The organism is Nocardia seriolae NBRC 15557 (genome assembly GCF_007990715.1).
In the GTDB taxonomy this organism is placed as follows: Bacteria; Actinomycetota; Actinomycetes; order Mycobacteriales; family Mycobacteriaceae; genus Nocardia; species Nocardia seriolae.
On the sequence record NZ_BJWY01000143.1, the window covers coordinates 1 to 17,449 of the forward strand.

At 69.8% G+C, this 17,449-nt stretch carries 12 protein-coding genes and 2 pseudogenes; 9 read left to right on the top strand and 5 right to left on the bottom strand.

The features are described 5' to 3' along the window. Window positions 1-102: 102 nt before the first annotated feature. Window positions 103-435, top strand: coding sequence for a YbaB/EbfC family nucleoid-associated protein (locus tag NS2_RS30635; RefSeq protein WP_033090830.1), 333 nt, complete (start codon window positions 103-105; stop codon window positions 433-435). A 15-nt stretch (window positions 436-450) separates the two neighbouring features. Further along, complete coding sequence (gene recR / locus NS2_RS30640; RefSeq protein ID WP_033090831.1) at window positions 451-1,059, top strand: recombination mediator RecR; 609 nt, start codon at window positions 451-453, stop codon at window positions 1,057-1,059. Window positions 1,060-1,062: 3 nt separating this feature from the next. On the opposite strand, the gene NS2_RS30645 is transcribed toward recR, so the two are convergent. The 3 genes from NS2_RS30645 to NS2_RS30655 form a co-directional block, all read right to left on the bottom strand. After that, window positions 1,063-1,266, bottom strand: coding sequence for a hypothetical protein (locus tag NS2_RS30645; protein ID WP_143161508.1), 204 nt, complete (start codon window positions 1,264-1,266; stop codon window positions 1,063-1,065). 147 nt (window positions 1,267-1,413) lie between these two features. Further along, window positions 1,414-2,055 carry a hypothetical protein gene (locus NS2_RS30650; protein ID WP_036550044.1) on the bottom strand — a complete coding sequence of 214 codons (642 nt, stop codon included), beginning with the start codon at window positions 2,053-2,055 and terminating at the stop codon, window positions 1,414-1,416. A gap of 16 nt (window positions 2,056-2,071) precedes the next feature. After that, the gene (locus NS2_RS30655) at window positions 2,072-2,227 is read right to left on the bottom strand and encodes a hypothetical protein (RefSeq protein WP_373456117.1); all 156 of its coding nucleotides are present in this window, start codon (window positions 2,225-2,227) and stop codon (window positions 2,072-2,074) included. Between the two features lie 191 nt (window positions 2,228-2,418). On the opposite strand from NS2_RS30655, the pseudogene NS2_RS38275 reads away from it, so the two are divergent. The 6 genes and pseudogenes from NS2_RS38275 to NS2_RS30680 form a co-directional block, all read left to right on the top strand. Continuing rightward, window positions 2,419-3,864 (top strand): annotated as a pseudogene (locus tag NS2_RS38275) (transglutaminase family protein); the annotation flags it as partial. 348 nt (window positions 3,865-4,212) lie between these two features. Beyond that, a pseudogene (locus NS2_RS38280) lies at window positions 4,213-6,270 on the top strand (transglutaminase family protein); the annotation flags it as partial. A 23-nt stretch (window positions 6,271-6,293) separates the two neighbouring features. Next, window positions 6,294-9,113 (top strand): circularly permuted type 2 ATP-grasp protein, encoded by a 2,820-nt coding sequence (locus tag NS2_RS30665; RefSeq protein WP_261772327.1) that lies wholly within the window; start codon window positions 6,294-6,296, stop codon window positions 9,111-9,113. Window positions 9,114-9,190: 77 nt separating this feature from the next. After that, entirely contained in the window at window positions 9,191-10,084 is an 894-nt protein-coding gene (locus tag NS2_RS30670; RefSeq protein ID WP_036550053.1) for a transglutaminase family protein, read from the top strand. A gap of 201 nt (window positions 10,085-10,285) precedes the next feature. After that, window positions 10,286-12,088: a 2-isopropylmalate synthase gene (leuA, locus tag NS2_RS30675; protein ID WP_033090836.1), complete on the top strand. Its 1,803-nt coding sequence runs from the start codon at window positions 10,286-10,288 to the stop codon at window positions 12,086-12,088. A gap of 136 nt (window positions 12,089-12,224) precedes the next feature. Further along, window positions 12,225-14,039 carry a MinD/ParA family ATP-binding protein gene (locus NS2_RS30680; protein ID WP_228102588.1) on the top strand — a complete coding sequence of 605 codons (1,815 nt, stop codon included), beginning with the start codon at window positions 12,225-12,227 and terminating at the stop codon, window positions 14,037-14,039. Window positions 14,040-14,102: 63 nt separating this feature from the next. Here the strand turns inward: NS2_RS30680 and NS2_RS30685 are convergent, their stop codons facing one another. After that, entirely contained in the window at window positions 14,103-15,092 is a 990-nt protein-coding gene (locus NS2_RS30685) for an LLM class F420-dependent oxidoreductase (protein ID WP_033090837.1), read from the bottom strand. 65 nt (window positions 15,093-15,157) lie between these two features. Beyond that, window positions 15,158-16,057 carry a LysR family transcriptional regulator gene (locus tag NS2_RS30690; RefSeq protein WP_033090840.1) on the bottom strand — a complete coding sequence of 300 codons (900 nt, stop codon included), beginning with the start codon at window positions 16,055-16,057 and terminating at the stop codon, window positions 15,158-15,160. Between the two features lie 429 nt (window positions 16,058-16,486). Here NS2_RS30690 and NS2_RS30695 point away from each other — a divergent pair, with 429 nt between their 5' ends. Beyond that, window positions 16,487-17,446 (top strand): EamA family transporter, encoded by a 960-nt coding sequence (locus tag NS2_RS30695; RefSeq protein WP_052086970.1) that lies wholly within the window; start codon window positions 16,487-16,489, stop codon window positions 17,444-17,446. Window positions 17,447-17,449 lie beyond the last annotated feature (3 nt).

The following is a 17,449-nucleotide window of genomic DNA, read 5'->3' on the forward strand; positions in this document are numbered from 1 at the left end:
GTACTAAGCGAACACCCTCCAGTGAGGGGAGAGTCAAGAAGACCGGCGCGCGTCGGCGACTAGGCTGGACAGCGATCACCATCCCCCCAGGAAGGACGCGCCGTGCAGCCCGGTGAAGGTTTCGACATGCAGGCCCTGATGGCACAGGCCCAGCAGATGCAGCAGGCCGTCATGGCCGCGCAGCAGGAGATCGCGGAATCCGAGGTCGAGGGCGAGGCGGGCGGCGGCCTGGTGCGCGCCCGGATCAAGGCCACCGGCGAGGTGCTGGCGCTCACCATCGACCCGAAGGTGGTCGACCCCGAGGACATCGACACCCTGCAGGACCTGATCATCGGCGCGCTCAACAACGCCATGGAGTCGGCGCAGAACCTGGCCGCCGAGCGGCTGGGCCCGCTGGCGGGCGGCTTCGGCGGCGGCGCGCTGCCCGGATTCTGACGGAGGACGGCGTAGGTGTACGAGGGTCCGGTTCAGGATCTCATCGACGAGCTGGGCAAACTGCCCGGCGTCGGCCCGAAGAGCGCGCAGCGCATCGCGTTCCATCTCCTCTCGGTGGAGCCGCCGGAGATCGACCGCCTGCAGGCGGCGCTACAGAAGGTGCGCGACGGCGTGCGCTTCTGCGCCGTCTGCGGCACCGTCTCCGACGGTGAACTCTGCCGCATCTGCGCCGACCCGCGCCGCGACCGCACCATGATCTGCGTGGTCGAGGAGCCCAAGGACGTGCAGGCCATCGAGCGCACCCGCGAATTCCGCGGCCGCTACCACGTGCTCGGCGGCGCGCTCGATCCGCTCTCGGGCATCGGGCCGGACCAGCTCCGCATTCGGGAACTCCTGACCCGCATCGGAAATCAGGACGACGGCGTGGACGTCACCGAGGTCATCATCGCCACCGACCCCAATACCGAGGGCGAGGCGACGGCCACCTACCTGGTCCGCATGCTGCGCGACTTCCCGGGCCTCAGTGTCACCCGCTTGGCCAGCGGCCTGCCCATGGGCGGCGACCTGGAGTTCGCCGACGAATTGACCCTGGGCCGGGCACTTTCCGGCCGCCGGGCGCTTTAGAAGTTATGTCCAGGTCGGCGGCGCGGGCAGGGGTGCCGGGAGCGCCGCCGGCTGGGGACACGGAATGTGCTGGACATTCCTGGGGATATCCGCCCCCGCGCCGCTGGCGTGCAATGCCACCGCGATGGCGAAGGTAGCCGCTAATCCGGCCACGACGGCCAAGCCCTTACGCAAGGTCCCCGCACTCATGGTCGGACGTAGCTTCATCTTTCGCTCCTCGCCTCGGTGAGAGTATTGCGAACATGCTCGAATACACCGCGTGCCATTAGCGAAATGTTAGCTTTCCGGCTCGCGCTCGGGCTTCGTTGCCATGTCGGGCGAGCCGAAATTGGAATCTCTCCGTTATTCGAGGGTTCAGAACGAGAGCTTCTGCCAATCGAGTGCCGCGAATCCGGAACGATCTCCGGTGGCCCATCCCCAGATCAGATCGGCGACAATTCGCGGATCGGTTGCCGTAGCGGCGAAATGCTTATCCGCGGACCCGTCGCGGTATTCCAGGTCGTAATGCCCGTCCGGATGCCGATAGGTCTGGATGTAGACCTGATCACCGGTTTCCACGATCAGATACGGACCGGGTTGTCCCAGCTCCGGAATCCAATCCTCCACCAGTCCCCGTGTCAGATACGGGAACTCACCGGCCCCGCCGTGGGTGACGGTCGCGACGACCGAATCGGCCGGATCCATCAGCCAGGCCAGCTGCGGATCCCACACCGCGTAACCGCGCGGCGTACCCAGCTCGAACAACAGGTCCCGGGTGTGCCCGAGCGAGTCGTAGGGCGTGGACACGAACAGCGCCGCGCCCAGCACGCCGTCGGCGGCGGGCGCGCCCAGGAAGCTGTCCGCCTCGGGCAGTTCGGAATTGCGCTCGTCCAGCTCGGCCGCGATCGCGCCGACGGCCTCGACGGCGGGTCGACCGTCCTGCGCCGTCAGATATTCGTCCACCTCGGCGGGGGACGCGGCGGCACCGGAGGGCAGTAGAACCAGGTCGTAGCTCACCCGGCCAGGCTAGTGGCTAGCCCGCCCGGGTATGCCGACCGGTCTCCACGATCGGGGTGGCGCAGGCGCAGCCGCCCGCCACATCGGCGCAGTCGGCCACGAAAAGATGCCGCGCCCGAGCGGTATCGAAACAGTCGGGTTCGGTGCATTCCACCGAACCCGTGGCGTGCACGATCAATGTCCCGTGACAGTGATCGAGGGCCGATTCACACAGTGAGCAACCGGTTGGGTGCACAGCTGCCTCCTTCACCCGTCGTTACGGTGATATCACCTGCGTGCGACAACTGTGGGAGCTCACCGCGTGTCGCCCGATCTGTCGGAAAAACGCCAGCGTGCAAGGCCTTCGCATGGTGCACTGGACAGATGGGGATCAAGGTTTCCCTCGAGCATCGCACCACCTATTCCTTCGACCGCCCCGTGCGCGTGCATCCGCACGTCGTGCGGCTGCGACCCGCCCCGCACACGCGCACCACCATCGAGGCGTACTCGATGCGGGTGAGCCCGGGGAACCACTGGGTGAACTGGCAACAGGACGCGTTCGGGAATTTCCTGGCGCGCTTGATCTTCCACGAACCCACCACCGAGCTGTCCATCGTGGTCGGGCTGATCGCCGACATGGACGCGATCAATCCGTTCGACTTCTTCGTCGAGGAACACGCGGAGAATTTCCCGTTCGGCGGCTACGCGCCGCAGCTCGCCGCCGATCTGGACCCGTATCTGCGACCGGTCGACGAGGACGAATCCGGTTCCGGCCCCGGCCCATTGGTGCGCGACTGGGTGCGCCGCCACACTCCGCACGACAAACCGCGCACCATCGAATTCCTGATCGCCGTGAATCAGGCGCTGCGCCACGATGTCAGCTACACCATCCGGATGGAGCCCGGCGTGCAGTCGCCGGAGCACACCCTGCGCACCGGTCTGGGTTCGTGCCGGGATTCGGCGTGGTTGCTGGTCTCCATTCTGCGGGAATTCGGACTGGCCGCCCGCTTCGTCTCGGGCTACCTCATCCAATTGGCGCAGGACGTCGAGTCTCTGGACGGACCTTCCGGCCCGCCCGCGGATTTCACGGATCTGCACGCCTGGACCGAGGTGTATCTCCCGGGCGCGGGCTGGGTGGGGCTGGACCCCACCTCGGGCTTGTTCGCCGGCGAGGGCCACATTCCGCTGGCCGCCACCCCGCATCCGGTGTCCTCGGCCCCGATCACCGGAGCCACCGACCCGGTCAGCTCCACCCTCGACTTCTCCAACACCGTGCGCCGGATCCACGAGGACCTGCGAGTCACCCTGCCCTACACCGACTCTCAATGGGAGCGCATCCGTGCGGCGGGTGCCGCCCTGGACGCCCGAACCGAGGCCGCGGGCATCGGCCTGACCATCGGCGGCGAGCCCACCTTCGTCTCCCTCGACGACCAGACCGGCCCGGAATGGACCACCGAAGCCGACGGCCCGCGCAAGCGCGAACGCGCCGCCGACCTCGCCGACCGCCTCCGCCGCATCTACGCCCCCACCGGCCTCGTGCAGTACCGCCAGGGCAAGTGGTACCCCGGAGAACCCCTGCCGCGCTGGGAAATCGCCATGCTGTGGCGCGACGACGGCGAACCACTCTGGCGCAACCCGGACCTGCTCGCCAGCCCATGGCTGTCACCCGACCAGCTCGTCCCCGCCGACACGGGCACCCGAACGGCGATGCCGAACACTGCCGGCAGGGCGGACGAAACGAGCGCGGCCGCATCCGGGAATCCGCGTACCGCCCCCAATGATGCTGTGGCCCATGGCAATGGCGCTGCCGGGACGGGCGATGACACTGCCGGAGCGGGCGGTGCCGCCGCCGGGGTAGGTAAAGGCGTCGGTGGTCGAGGCAATGGCGCGGTGGTTCATGGCGGAGACGTCCGGCAGCGGGCGGAGGGAGTGCGGGAGCACCGCATCGACCTTCCGGAGCCCCGCGGCCAAGGTGATGCGCCGCCGCGTAGGGGCGTGCGCCCGGGCGATCGGCGGGCCACTGCGTACGGACCGGAAGGTTTCCCCCCGGGCCTCGCGGCGACCGCTGCGGCCGGTTCCGCCACCGCGACGGGTTCGACTGCCCCAGCCGATTCTGCCGCCGTGGTGGATTCGGCCGTCGCGGAAGGGGCGGTCGGCCCCGGATCGCGGGTGGCGCGAGCCGTAATCTCGCATATCGCGGCGGGTTTGGGACTGCCCGACAGCCAGGTGCGACCGGCCTACGAGGATGCCCTGCTGCGGCTGGCGGCGCAGGCAGCGGTTCCGCACGGCGAGCCGGTGCGGGCCGAGGGGGATCTGGAGGTCGGGCGGGATTCGCTGGCGGAGCGCCGGGCCATGCTGGCGCGGCTGGACACGGCGGTCGGCGAGCCTGCCGCCTATGTGCTGTCGCTGTATCGCCGCGACGACGAGGCGGGGTGGGCCAGCGCTGACTGGAAGCTGCGGCGCGGTCGGATCATGTTGACCGAGGGGGATTCTCCCGCTGGGCTGCGACTGCCGCTCGGGTCGGTCACCTGGAACGCGCCGCCGCCGCGGCCGGAGGCGGATCCGTTCGCGCCGCGCCTGCCGTTCAGCCCCGACGAGCCGTCCGCGGTCGTGGAATCCGCCGAGCGCGCACCGATCACCGCCGTGGTGGCCGAGGTCCGCGACGGCCTGCTGCACGTATTCCTGCCGCCCATCGGCGAATTCGGGGCGTACTGCGATCTGGTGCGCCGGGTGGAGGACGCGGTGGCCGCGGCCGGGGTGCCGGTCGTGCTGGAGGGGTATCCGCCTCCGGCCGACGGCAGGCTGCACGCGCTGTCGCTGGCACCGGATCCGGGCGTGATCGAGGTGAACGTGCAGCCCACAACGGGTTTCACGGAGCAGTCGGAGTTGCTGGACACGCTCTACGAGCAGGCCCGGCTGGCCCGGTTGAGCACCGAGTCCTTCGATGTGGACGGCACCGATCGCGGCACGGGCGGCGGCAATCACATCACGCTGGGCGGTCGCACCCCGGCGCGGTCGCCGCTGCTGCGCAGACCGGACCTGCTGGTTTCGATGCTCACCTACTGGCAGCGGCATCCGGCGCTGTCCTATCTGTTCTCGGGTCGTTTCGTCGGCCCGACCTCGCAGGCTCCCCGGGTCGACGAGGGCCGCGAGGATGCGCTCTACGAACTCGAGATCGCCTTCGCGGAGATTGCCAGGCTGAGCCGCGACGCGAGCGAAAACGCCTACCCTGCGGCGGAATCCCCGGCTGGGGAACACCCCGCCCCGCCCTGGGCGGTCGATCGCGCGCTGCGCCATTTGCTCACCGACCTCACCGGCAATACCCATCGCGCGGAGTTCTGCATCGACAAGCTCTACAGTCCCGATTCCGTACGCGGCCGTCTCGGTCTCGTGGAATTGCGCGGCTTCGAGATGCCGCCGCACTTCCGCATGGCCATGGTGCAGTCGCTGCTGGTGCGCGCGCTGGTGCTGCGTTTCTGGGAGCGGCCCTACACCGCGCCGCTCATCCGGCACGGCGCGAATCTGCACGGGCGCTATCTGCTGCCGCATTTCCTGCAGGCCGATATCGCCGAGGTCGCGGCCGATCTGCGCTCGCACGGTATCGAATTCGATACCAGTTGGCTCGATCCGTTCTCGGAGTTTCGTTTTCCCCGCTTCGGCACGGTGGTACTCGGGGACATGGAAGTGGAACTGCGCGGGGCCATCGAACCGTGGAACACCCTCGGGGAACAGACCACCGCCTCCGGCACCGCCCGCTACGTCGACTCCTCGGTGGAGCGTCTGCAGGTGAAGGTGACCGGCGCCGACCGGGATCGATACGTGGTGACCTGCAATGGTTTCCCGCTGCCGCTGGTCGCGGCCGGGCGGGCGGACGTCCAGGTGGCGGGCGTGCGCTACCGGGCCTGGCAGCCGCCGGAGTCCCTGCATCCGACGATCACCGTCGACGCGCCCCTGGCCTTCGACATCATCGAGCGGGAGACCGGTCTGTCCCGTGGCGGCTGCACCTATCACGTGAGTCATCCCGGCGGCATGTTCTACGCCGGGCCGCCGGTGAATTCGGTGGTGGCGCAATCCCGGCGCAATCGGCGGTTCGAAGCCTCCGGACATACCCCCGGCCCGGTGGACCTCGCGGATTTGCGTGCCAAAATGGCCATACAAGCGACAGATGTCGGTGCACCCGGAATACTCGATCTGCGCCGGGCGCGGACCGTGTGGGGCATCGTCGGCGATCGATAGGCATACCCGGGGAAGTGGTAGCGGTGACAGTGCTCGACGCGGTGCCGCCGGGCGACGCCACGCCCGAGGAACCCGATCGGTGGACCGCCCTGGCCGCGCGCCGCGAGGTGCTCGAGGAATTCGCGAATTACCGTGCCGGGGCGGCCGATACCGGGGCGCGCGACGCCTGCGGCCTGCCCACCGGCGGCTACTACGACGAACTCGTCGAGCGTGACGGCCGCCTGCGCGCGAGCTGGGCCGACCTGTCCGCCGACTTCCTGGACCGGGGCCGGGAGGGTCTGCGGCGCATCGACGGCCGGGTCCGGCGGCTGATCGAGGACGACGGCATCACCTATACCGAACTGACGTCCGCCGAGGAGCCCGCCACCCCGTCCCCGTGGCGGCTGGATCCGATCCCGCTGCTGGTCTCCGACACCGACTGGTCGGCGCTGGAATCCGGTGTGGTGCAACGCTCCCGGCTGCTCGACGCGATTCTGGCCGACGTGTACGGCCCGCGCCGCACCCTCACCGAGGGCCTGCTGCCGCCGCGGGTGGTCTTCGGCCATCGCGGCTACGTGCGTGCGGCGCACGGCATTACGCTGCCCGGACGCCATCAGCTGTTCCTGCACGCCTGCGATGTCAGCCGCTGGGACGACGGCGGCTTCCGGGTACTGGCCGACTGGGCGCAGGCCCCGTCCGGCGCGGGCTACGCGCTGGCCGACCGCCGTGTCGTCTCCACCGCCATCCCGGAGGCCTTCGAACTGGCCAGCCCGCGCCCGCTCACCCCCTTCGTGCGGGCCATGCGCCTGATGCTCATCGAGGCCGCCCCGCAGGCCGCCGACGACGAGGAGCCGGTGGTCGTGGTGCTGAGCCCGGGCGTGCACTCCGAAACCGCCTTCGATCAGGCGTATCTGGCGTCGGTCCTGGGTTTCCCGCTGGTGGAGAGCGCCGACCTGGTGGTCCGCGACGGCCGCCTGTGGATGCGTTCGCTGGGCACCCTGGAGCGAGTCGACGTGGTGCTGCGCCGGGTGGACGCCGAATTCTCCGATCCCCTGGACCTGCGGCCGGATTCGCGCCTCGGCGTGGTGGGCCTGGTGGAGGTGCTGCGCCGGGGCGCGGTCACGGTGGTCAACACCCTGGGCAGCGGCCTGCTGGAGAATCCCGCGCTCGCCGGGTTCCTGCCCCGGCTGTCCCGGCGGCTGCTGGACGAGGACCTCGAGCTGCCCGGCATCGAATCCTATTGGGGCGGTGACGACTCCGAACGCTCACACCTGGCCGCCAACCTGCACCGGCTGGTCCTGCGCTCCGCGGTGGACGACACCACCGTCTTCGGGCCCCTGCTCACCGCGGTGCAGCGCGCGGCATGGCGGGCCCGCATCGTGGCCGAGGGCTGGAAATGGGGCGGTCAGGAACCGGCCCGCTTCTCGGTCGCACCGGCCGTGGACGCCTCGGGCGGACTGGCCGCCGCGCCCGTCGCGGTCCGCCTCTTCTCACTCGCCGGGCGGGTCGGATATCGCGTCATGCAGGGCGGTTTGGGGCAGTTGCACCAGCACGGCGGACCCGACGGCATGATCGGCGAGGCCGCCGCCAAGGACGTCTGGGTGCGTGCGGCCCCCGCCGCCGTCCCGGCCGCCCCCGCCGTCGAGGTGCTCGAGGAACGTGAACGCCGGGTACCCGCCATGGCGACGGTGGACGTGGTCAGTTCCCCGCGCGTGCTCAACGACCTGTTCTGGCTGGGCCGCTACGGCGAGCGCGCCGAGGCGGGCGTGCGCCTGCTCAGCGCCATCCACGACCGCCACCAGGACTACCGCTACCGGCCCTGGATGGAGGGCGCGGAGGCCATGCCGGTGCTGATGGCCGCGCTCGGCCGCATGACCGGCACCACCGCGCCCGCCCCGAGACCGGCCGCGGCGCAACGGGATCCGGCCGAGCGACGGCGGACCCGGCGCAAGCAGCCGCAGGCCCAGACCCAAAGTCAGTCGCAATCCCAGGGGCGGTCGCAATCGTCGCGCCGCCGCGAGTACTCCGACGAGCAGACGGTGCCCATCGCGCTGCCCGGCGCGTCCCGGCGTGACCACGACTACCTGGTTTCGCTCACCGTCGACCGGGAACTCGCCGGTTCGGTGGCCTACTCGGTGGAGTGCTACTCGAAAGCCGCACGCGCCGTGCGTGATCAGCTCTCACCCGACACCTGGATGGTGGTCGGCGGCATCGACCGCGCCCTCTCGGAGTACCGGGGCGGCCGCGGTGATCGCGGCGCCGCGCTCTCGGCCGTGCACTCCCGGGCGCTGTCCGGTCTGCTCGCGCTCACCGGCATCGACGCGGAATCGACCGTGCGCGATATCGGCTGGCACGTCATGGATATCGGCCGCCGCATCGAACGCGCGCTGGCGCTCTCGGCCCTGCTGTCCGCGGCCCTCACCGACACCTATCCGCCCGAGGTGGGCCGGGTGGTGACCGACGCGGTGCTGCAGGCCACCGTCTCCGCGGTGAGTTACCGCCGCCGCCACCGGGATTCGGTGCGCATCGCCGCGGTCGCGGGCCTGCTGCTGTTCGACGAGCACAATCCGCGCTCGCTGGCCTACCAGCTGGAACGCCTCAACGACGACTTCCTGGCGCTGCCCGGAGCCTCCGGATCCGCACGCCCGCAACGACTGCTGGCCGACGCCCAGCGCATGCTGCGCCGCCTCGACCCCGCCGACCTGGAAGTCACCGACGCCGACGGCCACCGCACCGAACTGGCCGAACTGCTCGACGGTGTCCACCTGCGGCTGCGCAAACTGTCCGAATCCTTCGAGGCGACCCGGCTCTCGGTGCCCCGCGACATCCAGCCCCTGTGGGGTTCCACCCGGGTGGTGGGATGAGCGGTCAGGGCCCGGAGGTGGCAGCCTGCGTAACCACGGAGGGCCCCCGCTCATCCCAATCGAACGGAGCGTGAGTCATGCGGCGGCTCCGGGTACTGCACCGCACGGTCTACGTGTACTCGGACGTCGTCACCAGCTCCTACGGCCGCGCCTATCTCACGCCGCGCGGGTTCCCGGGGCAGCGCCTGCTCTCGCATGACATTCGGATCGACCCGGTGCCATCGGACAGGTCGGTCGGTACCGATGTCTACGGCAACACCACCCTCTACTTCCAGGTCACCGCCGAACACCGCCGCCTCGAGGTCACCGGCGAATCCCTCGTGGAGATCTCACCCCCGATCGACTCCGGTGACGAACCTACCTGGGAACAGGCCCGCCCCACCACCGGGAACGGCCCGCTCGCAGTCGAATTCACCCTCGACCTCACGCCCGAGGAAATCACCCCCGAGGTCGCCGACTACGCCGCCGCGTCCTTCCCGCCCGGCCGCCCGCTGCTGGAAGCGGTCAAGGAGCTGACCGCCCGCATCCACACCGATTTCACCTACGAATCCGGCTCCACCACCGTGAGCACCAGCGTCGCCGACGTCTTCGCCGAACGCCGCGGCGTCTGCCAGGACTTCGCCCGCCTCGGCATCGCCTGCCTGCGCTCGCCGGGCCTGGCCGGGCGCTACGTCTCCGGCTACCTCGCCACCGACCCGCCCCCGGGCAAGGAACGCATGGTCGGCGCGGACGCCACCCATGCCTGGGCCGCCGTCTGGCACCCGGGCGACCCGGCCGCGAACGGCGAGCCGGGCCACTGGATCGCCTTCGACCCCACCAACAATCAGTTCGCCGACGACCGCTACGTCACCGTCGCCTGGGGCCGCGACTACGCCGATGTCCCGCCCCTGCGCGGCATCATCTACACCGACGCCAAGGAATCCACCATCACGGTCTCGGTCGATGTGGCCCCGAGTCCGGCCGATGAGTGACACACTCGGACTGTGGCCCCCGCCTCCCCGACTTACGGGCTTCTATTGCCCACATGTAAACTCGTGATCATCATGCAGCGGGCACTTCTTCTCCTCGGCCGCCGCGACGGGTTCTGATACGGACCGGCTCCCGTCGCGGGGATTCGCCGTGCCGGTCTACCCAACCTTTGGGATCCAGACTCACTCTCGGAGATAATCGCCATGTCCCCTGCTGACGCCTTCGTATCCGGTACGCGCACCATCACCCCGCCGTCCAAGCCCGCGCCCGCCGACCAGCCCGCCTGGAACACGCAGAAGAACTCCTCGATGCCGGTGTTCCGGTACCGCCCCTTCGCCGAAGAGGTCGAGCCCGTCGAGGTGCCGGATCGCACCTGGCCGGACAAGATCATCGACCGCGCGCCCGGCTGGTGTGCCGTGGATCTGCGCGACGGCAACCAGGCGCTGATCGACCCGATGAGCCCCGCCCGCAAGCGCCGCATGTTCGACCTGCTGGTGCGCATGGGCTACAAGGAGATCGAGGTCGGCTTCCCGTCCGCCTCGCAGACCGACTTCGACTTCGTCCGCGAGATCATCGAGGACGGCGCGATTCCGGACGACGTCACCATCCAGGTGCTGACCCAGTCCCGGCCCGAGCTGATCGAGCGCACCTTCGAGGCCTGCAACGGCGCCACGAACGTGATCGTCCACTTCTACAACTCGACCTCGATCCTGCAGCGCCGCGTGGTCTTCCGCGCGGACCGCGCCGCGGTCAAGAAGATCGCCACCGACGCGGCCGAGCTGTGCCTGGAGGTGGAGAAGCGCTACCCCGACACCAACTGGCGCTACGAGTACAGCCCCGAGTCCTACACCGGCACCGAGCTGGACTACGCCCGCGAGGTATGCGACGCGGTCTCCGAGATCATTCAGCCGACCCCGGCCAAGCCACTGATCATCAACCTGCCCGCGACCGTGGAGATGGCGACGCCCAACGTCTACGCCGACTCCATCGAGTGGATGCACCGCAACCTGGCGCGGCGCGACTCCATCGTGCTGTCGCTGCACCCGCACAATGACCGTGGCACCGCCGTGGCCGCCGCCGAGCTGGGCTACCAGGCCGGGGCCGACCGCATCGAGGGCTGTCTGTTCGGCAATGGCGAGCGCACCGGCAATGTCTGCCTGGTGACGCTGGGCATGAACATGTTCTCCCGCGGCATCGACCCGCAGATCGACTTCTCCAACATCGACGAGATCCGCCGCACGGTCGAGTACTGCAACCAGCTGCCCGTCGCCGAGCGCCACCCCTACGGCGGCGACCTGGTCTACACCGCATTCTCCGGCTCGCACCAGGACGCCATCAACAAGGGCCTGGACGCCATGAAGGCCGACGCCGACGCGCAGGGCGCGGACGTGGACGACATCGTGTGGGCAGTCCCGTACCTGCCCATCGACCCGAAGGACGTCGGCCGCACCTACGAGGCCGTCATCCGGGTGAATTCGCAGTCCGGCAAGGGCGGCGTCGCCTACATCATGAAGACCGATCACGGCCTGGTGCTGCCGCGCCGCCTGCAGATCGAGTTCTCGCAGGCCGTGCAGAAGATCACCGACGGCGAGGGCGGCGAGGTCACGCCGAAGGAGATGTGGGACGTCTTCTCCGAGGAGTACCTGACCCCGATCCTGCCGCTGGAGCGCATCCGCCAGAAGGTCACCGCCTCCGAGATCGACGGCGGCGTCGACCACATCGAGGCCGTGGTCAAGGTGGACGGCGTCGAGCACGCCATCTCCGGTGAGGGCAACGGCCCGCTGGCCGCCTTCGTCGACGCGCTGGCCACCATCGACTACGACGTGCGCGTGCTGGACTACAGCGAGCACGCCATGTCCTCCGGCGACGACGCCCAGGCCGCGGCCTACGTCGAGGTGGCCATCGGCGACCAGGTCACCTGGGGTGTCGGCATCGCCACCTCCATCACCACCGCCTCGTTGCGCGCGGTCGTCTCCGCCGTCAACCGCGCAGCCCGTAAAGGCTGAATGAAACCGCAGGTAGGAGAGCCCGTCTCGGCATTGTCGAGGCGGGCTCGCCGCGTCTGGAGGGCTCCGGAATGCTAGCGTTGGGACGCAATAGCGCCGAGCTCTCTGTTCGAGCTGTCGAGCAGATGGGGGACACGTGACCACGAAAGATCAGAATTCGACCTCGAAGCCGGGGACACCGGACGACGAAGACGTCGTCAAGGTGCCGGACGATGCGGCAGAGCTGGACGAGCCCGCCGAGGTGAAGGCATCCGGGACCGACTCCGAGGAGCAGGCCGCCGGGTTCTTCCCGCCGGTGCCGGATTCGATCGACCAGACCGTGCACCTGTCCGGTGGGCCGGGGCAGTTCCCGGGCGGGCCGGGCGAGGGGAACCCGTTCGCGGCGCCTGGCGGTCCCTTCCCGGGGCCCTACGGGCCCGACGGCCACAATCCCTTCGCGCCGGGTGCTCCCGGGCCGTACGGTCCGCCGCCCGGATTCGCGCCCAACGGCGGTTTCCCGCCGCCGGATTCCGGCCAGTTCGCGCCGCCGCCCGGTCCGGGCATGCCGCCGAATCCCGGTGCGCCGAACGGATTTCCGGCACCGGGCGGAATGCTCGGCGAGGTGGTGGACCACACGCCCTACGGCGATATCCGCCAGGAGATCGGCAGCGACGGCATGGTGCGCCGGGTGTTCCCGGAGCAGGGTGTGCCGGGCGGTGGCGAAAACCACGGGGAGCCGGGACATTTCGGTGGACCGGGTCAGCCGGGTCAGTTCGCGCCGTCGAACGATCAGCCGGGTGGGCCGATCTACAGCTGGTCGCCGCCTCCGGTCGTGCCGCCGCAGCAGCCCCAGCCGCAGGTGGGATTCCAGCCGGGCTGGAATCCGCAACAGCAGCAAGACTTTCCGCAGCAGCAGCCGGGTGGCTTCGGGCAGCAGTACGGCCAGCCCGCGATGCCTCCGGGGCATTCCGTCAATGACCTGAACCTGTTGAAGCGGGCCAAGCGCGCACCGCGCAGCGGGTGGCGGCGCGCCGTGCACAAGGCCTCCGGCGGTGCCATCAATCCCGGCGAGTCGGCCGCGGATGTGGTGTACCGGCAGCTGGTGGACCGGGTGAACCAGCCGGTGCGCGGGGACTATCGGATCGCCATCCTGCCGCTCAAGGGCGGCGTCGGCAAGACCACCACCACGGTCGGTCTCGGCTCCACCTTCGCCTCGTTGCGCGGTGACCGGGTGATCGCCATCGACGCCAACCCCGACCTCGGGACGCTGGCGCACCGCGTGCCCCGGCAGACCCGATCCACGGTGCGAAACCTGTTGGAGGACGGGCGCATCAGCCGCTACTCCGATGTCCGGGCGCACACCTCGCAGGCCCCGAGCCGCCTGGAAGTGCTTGCCTCCGAACAGGATCCGGCGGTGTCGGAGGCGTTCTCCGAGGCGGACTACCGCAAGGCCATCGGCATCCTGCAGCAGTTCTACAACATCATCCTCACCGACTGCGGCACCGGCCTGATGCACTCGGCCATGTCCGGCGTGCTGGATATGGCGAGCTCGCTGGTGCTGGTCCCCTCCCCGGCCATCGACGGCGCGCGCAGCGCCTCGGCGACGCTGGACTGGCTCGACCATCACGGCTACCACAAGCTGGTGGAGCGAACCGTGGTGGTGGTCAACGCTTCTCGCAAGGGTTCCTCCACGGTCGACCTGGATCAGCTGCGCAAGCTGTTCCTGGACCGCACCCGCGCCGTGCAGGTCGTGCCCTTCGACGATCACCTGGCCGAGGGCGCGGAGATCGACCTGGAGCTGGTCGGCAAGCCGACCCGGCGGGCACTGCTGGAACTGGCCGCCATGGTCGCGGACGATTTCGGCTATCACGCCGCGGCACAGGGGTTCCCGCCGCAGCAGGGCGGATATCCGCAGCAGCAGCCCGGTTTCCCGCCGCAGCAGGGTGGCGGCTACCCGCCGCAACATCAGTGACGCAGTGAACGATGAATGCCCCGGAGCTCGAAAGAGCTTCGGGGCATTTGTTATTCGCGGGGTTCAGGCCTTGACCAGCGGAGCCAGCGCCCGCCCGGCGAGCTCGACGGCGCCCGCCTCGTGGCCATTGGTGACCATATTGACGATGATGCCGTCGATGCCCTGGTCCAGCACCCGGGACTGGATCTGCTCGGCGACCTCGTCCGGGGTGCCGACGAACTGACGATCGGCGGGGGTATTGCGCAGGGCCGCCGTCGGGATCGAGCCCAGATCGGTGATCCCGAGCCGGGCCAGCATCTCCGCCTGGACCTTCCGCGCGCGATCCCCGTCCTCGTCCACGATGACGAAGGCCAGGAAGCTGGTCTCGAGCGTCTTCGGATCGCGGCCCACCTCGTCGCACCGGGCGTGCAGGGCGTCCAGCTTGCGGGGCAGTTCGGAGGCGTTGCAGATGATATTGAGGTGGTCGGCGAACCGGGCCGCCAACCCGAAGGTCTTCTTCTCACCGCCACCGCCGAGCAAGATCGGCAGGTCGTCGCGCACGCGCGGCTCGTTCATGGCGTCGTCGGTGCGGTACCACTTGCCGTCGAAGCTGGAGTGCTGCCCGCGCAGCATCGGGGTGATGATCTCGAGCGCCTCCTCCAGCTTCTCGAAACGCTCGGTGAAGGTGCCGAAGTCGAAGCCGTAGGCCTGGTGCTCGAGCTCGAACCAGCCCGCCCCGATGCCCAGCACGGCCCGCCCCCGGCTCACCACGTCCAGGGTGGTGACGGTCTTGGCGGTGAGCGCCGGATTCCGGTAGGTATTGCCGGTCACCAAGGCGGACAGCTGGATTCGCTCGGTCGAGGCGGCCAGCCCGGACAACGCCGTGTACGCCTCCAGCATGGGTTCGCTGGGCGCGCCCAACAGCGGCAACTGGTAGAAGTGGTCCATCACGAAGGCCGCGTCGAAGCCCGCCGCTTCCGCCTCCCGCGCCTGCGCCACCACCGCCGGGAAAAGATCCCGCGGCGCGACCCCGTAGCTGAAGTTCGGCATCTGATACCCGAGTCGAATGCTCATGCGGCCAACGCTAAAACCTGGAGTGCTCTCCAAGTCAACCGCTGATTTCGGGTGTTCGGCGGGAACTATTCGAGCCCCGTGGCCCGGCGGGCGGCGGTCTGGAAGGCGGCGATGACCATGGCCACCGCCGGGCGTTTGTCGGCGTGCGTGCGGGTGGCGAGGTCGTAGACGCGGGCGGCGCGGACCCCGGCCAGGCGCAGCATCACCAGGTCCGGGTGGCGGACCGCGTAGCGGGGCATGAGGGCGACGCCGTAGTCGGCCGCGACCAGGGCCTCGATCACGCTGAATTCGTTGAGGCGCTGCGCGATTCGGGGCTGGACCCCGGTCACGGTCGCGATGGAGCGCAGTACGTCGTCGACCGGGAAGCCGGTGCGGACGCTGATCCAGGTTTCGTCGGCCAGCTCGGCCGGGACCACCGCGCCCTGGCGGGCCAGGCGATGGCCGGGGGCGACCACCACGTCGATGGGCTCGCGCATCAGCACCCGCGAGGAGACGCGCGGGCCGCCCAGCGACGGTGAGCGCTCGTCGCGGTGGGTGAGGACCAGGTCGTAATCGGCCAGCAAACGCTGCACCTCGCTCGGCGGGACGTCCTCGTCGGCGGCCACCACCTCCACGCCGCTGTCCTCGAGTTCGGCCAGGACATGCGGCAGCAGCAGCGTCGCCCCGGAGGGGAACAGCGCCACCCGCACCCGCCCGCGCGGCGACCCGCGATACTCGGCCATCTCGCTGACCGCGCGTTCCATGGCTTCCAGCACCTCATCGGCGCGCACCACCAGCGCCCGGCCCGCATCGGTGAGCCGCACCCGTCGGCCGTCGGGTTCCAGCAGCGCGACCCCGGCCTCCCGGGCCAGCACCTTCAACTGCTGCGACACCGCCGACGGGGTCATCGAGAGCGCCTCGGCCACCGCGGCAACCGTCCCGCGATCGGCCAATTCCCGCAGCACGCGCAGCCTTTCGAGCGACATGAGCGGACCGTCGGCCCGGTCCGTGCGAGCCTGCCCCGGTCCCGGCGAATCGGGGACTGCCGCGTCGGCCCGGCCGGGTGCCGGTCCCGCGGTGGCGGATCCGGGTGCGGTGGCGTCGTCGCGCGCGAGATCGAATCCGGCCGACCGTGGTCCGGCCGATTCCACGCGCCGGGCCGGAGCCGGCGTGACCGGCTGTGCGCGGGTGGCCGGCTGGCCGGGGCGCACGCGGCGTGCCCGGGCCGGGGGCCCCTCGGGGCCGGGCAGTGCCGTGGATTTCGGGGCGGACTCGGCACGGGTGTCGCGGGTGACGCGGCGCGGGGGAGGGACCGAGCGGGGTGGGTCTGGCTGGGGCACAGTTAAGTTTTACTACATCGTTGTTGCAGAATTATTCGATTGTTCTTATCTATTAGCCAGCACAATATTTTCGGCATGACCAATCGCGATCGACTGTTCGGGCTCACCGTGGTGGTGCTCTGGGGCCTGAACTTCTTGGCCATTCACGTGGGGCTGGAGCACTTCCCGCCGTTCTTCTTCGCCGGGCTGCGCTTCGCCGTGATCGCGATTCCGGTGCTGTTGTTCGTGCCGCGGCCCAAGGGGCCGTGGCGGTGGCTGCTGCTCTACGGCGCGGGGTTCGGGATCCTTCAGTTCGCGTTCCTGTTCACCGCCATGCGCGCGGGCATGCCGACGGGACTGTCCTCGCTGGTGTTGCAGTCCTCCGCGCCGTTCACGGTGCTGCTGGGCGCGATCCTGCTGCGGGAGCGGCTGCGCGGGATCCAGCTGGCGGGCATCGCGGTCGCCATGGTGGGCATGGGCGTGATCGGCTGGGATCGCTCGCACAGCGCGGCGCTGCTGCCGCTGCTGCTCACCCTGGCGGGCGGGCTGGGCTGGGCCTTCGGCAATATCGGATCCCGTTTGGCCGCAGCGCAATCGGAGAATGTGAAGCCGCTGCACCTGACGCTGTGGATGGCCGTGGTGCCGCCGATCCCCATGTTCACGCTGTCCGCGCTCACCGAGGGGCCGACCACCGGGTGGAACGACCTGATCGCGTCCTTCTCGGCCGACGGCTGGCCCGCCTTCGCGGCCCTGGCCTACATCGTGGGGCTGGGCACCATCGCCGGGTCGGGCCTGTGGACGTATCTGATGAGCCGCTACCCGGCGGGCACGGTGGCCCCGCTGTCGCTGGCGGTGCCGGTGGTGGGCATCGCCGCTTCATGGGTCTTCCTGCGCGAGACGCCGTCGGCCCCGGCGCTGATCGGTGCGGCGATCGTCATCGCGGGCGCGTTCACCGCCACCTCGGCGGGCCGACGTGCGGTGCAACCGGTCGAGCCCATCCGACCCGCCGAGCCGACACGCCGGGCGGTTTTCGACCCGAATCTCGTCGAGGCCTAGTAC

Coding starts and splice junctions, on each gene's coding strand:
- NS2_RS30645 (WP_143161508.1), bottom strand. CDS start 1,266: ATGAAGCTACGTCCGACCATGAGTGCGGGGACCTTGCGTAAGGGCTTG.
- NS2_RS30670 (WP_036550053.1), top strand. CDS start 9,191: ATGCGGCGGCTCCGGGTACTGCACCGCACGGTCTACGTGTACTCGGAC.
- leuA (WP_033090836.1), top strand. CDS start 10,286: ATGTCCCCTGCTGACGCCTTCGTATCCGGTACGCGCACCATCACCCCG.
- NS2_RS30685 (WP_033090837.1), bottom strand. CDS start 15,092: ATGAGCATTCGACTCGGGTATCAGATGCCGAACTTCAGCTACGGGGTC.
- NS2_RS30690 (WP_033090840.1), bottom strand. CDS start 16,057: ATGTCGCTCGAAAGGCTGCGCGTGCTGCGGGAATTGGCCGATCGCGGG.
- NS2_RS30695 (WP_052086970.1), top strand. CDS start 16,487: ATGACCAATCGCGATCGACTGTTCGGGCTCACCGTGGTGGTGCTCTGG.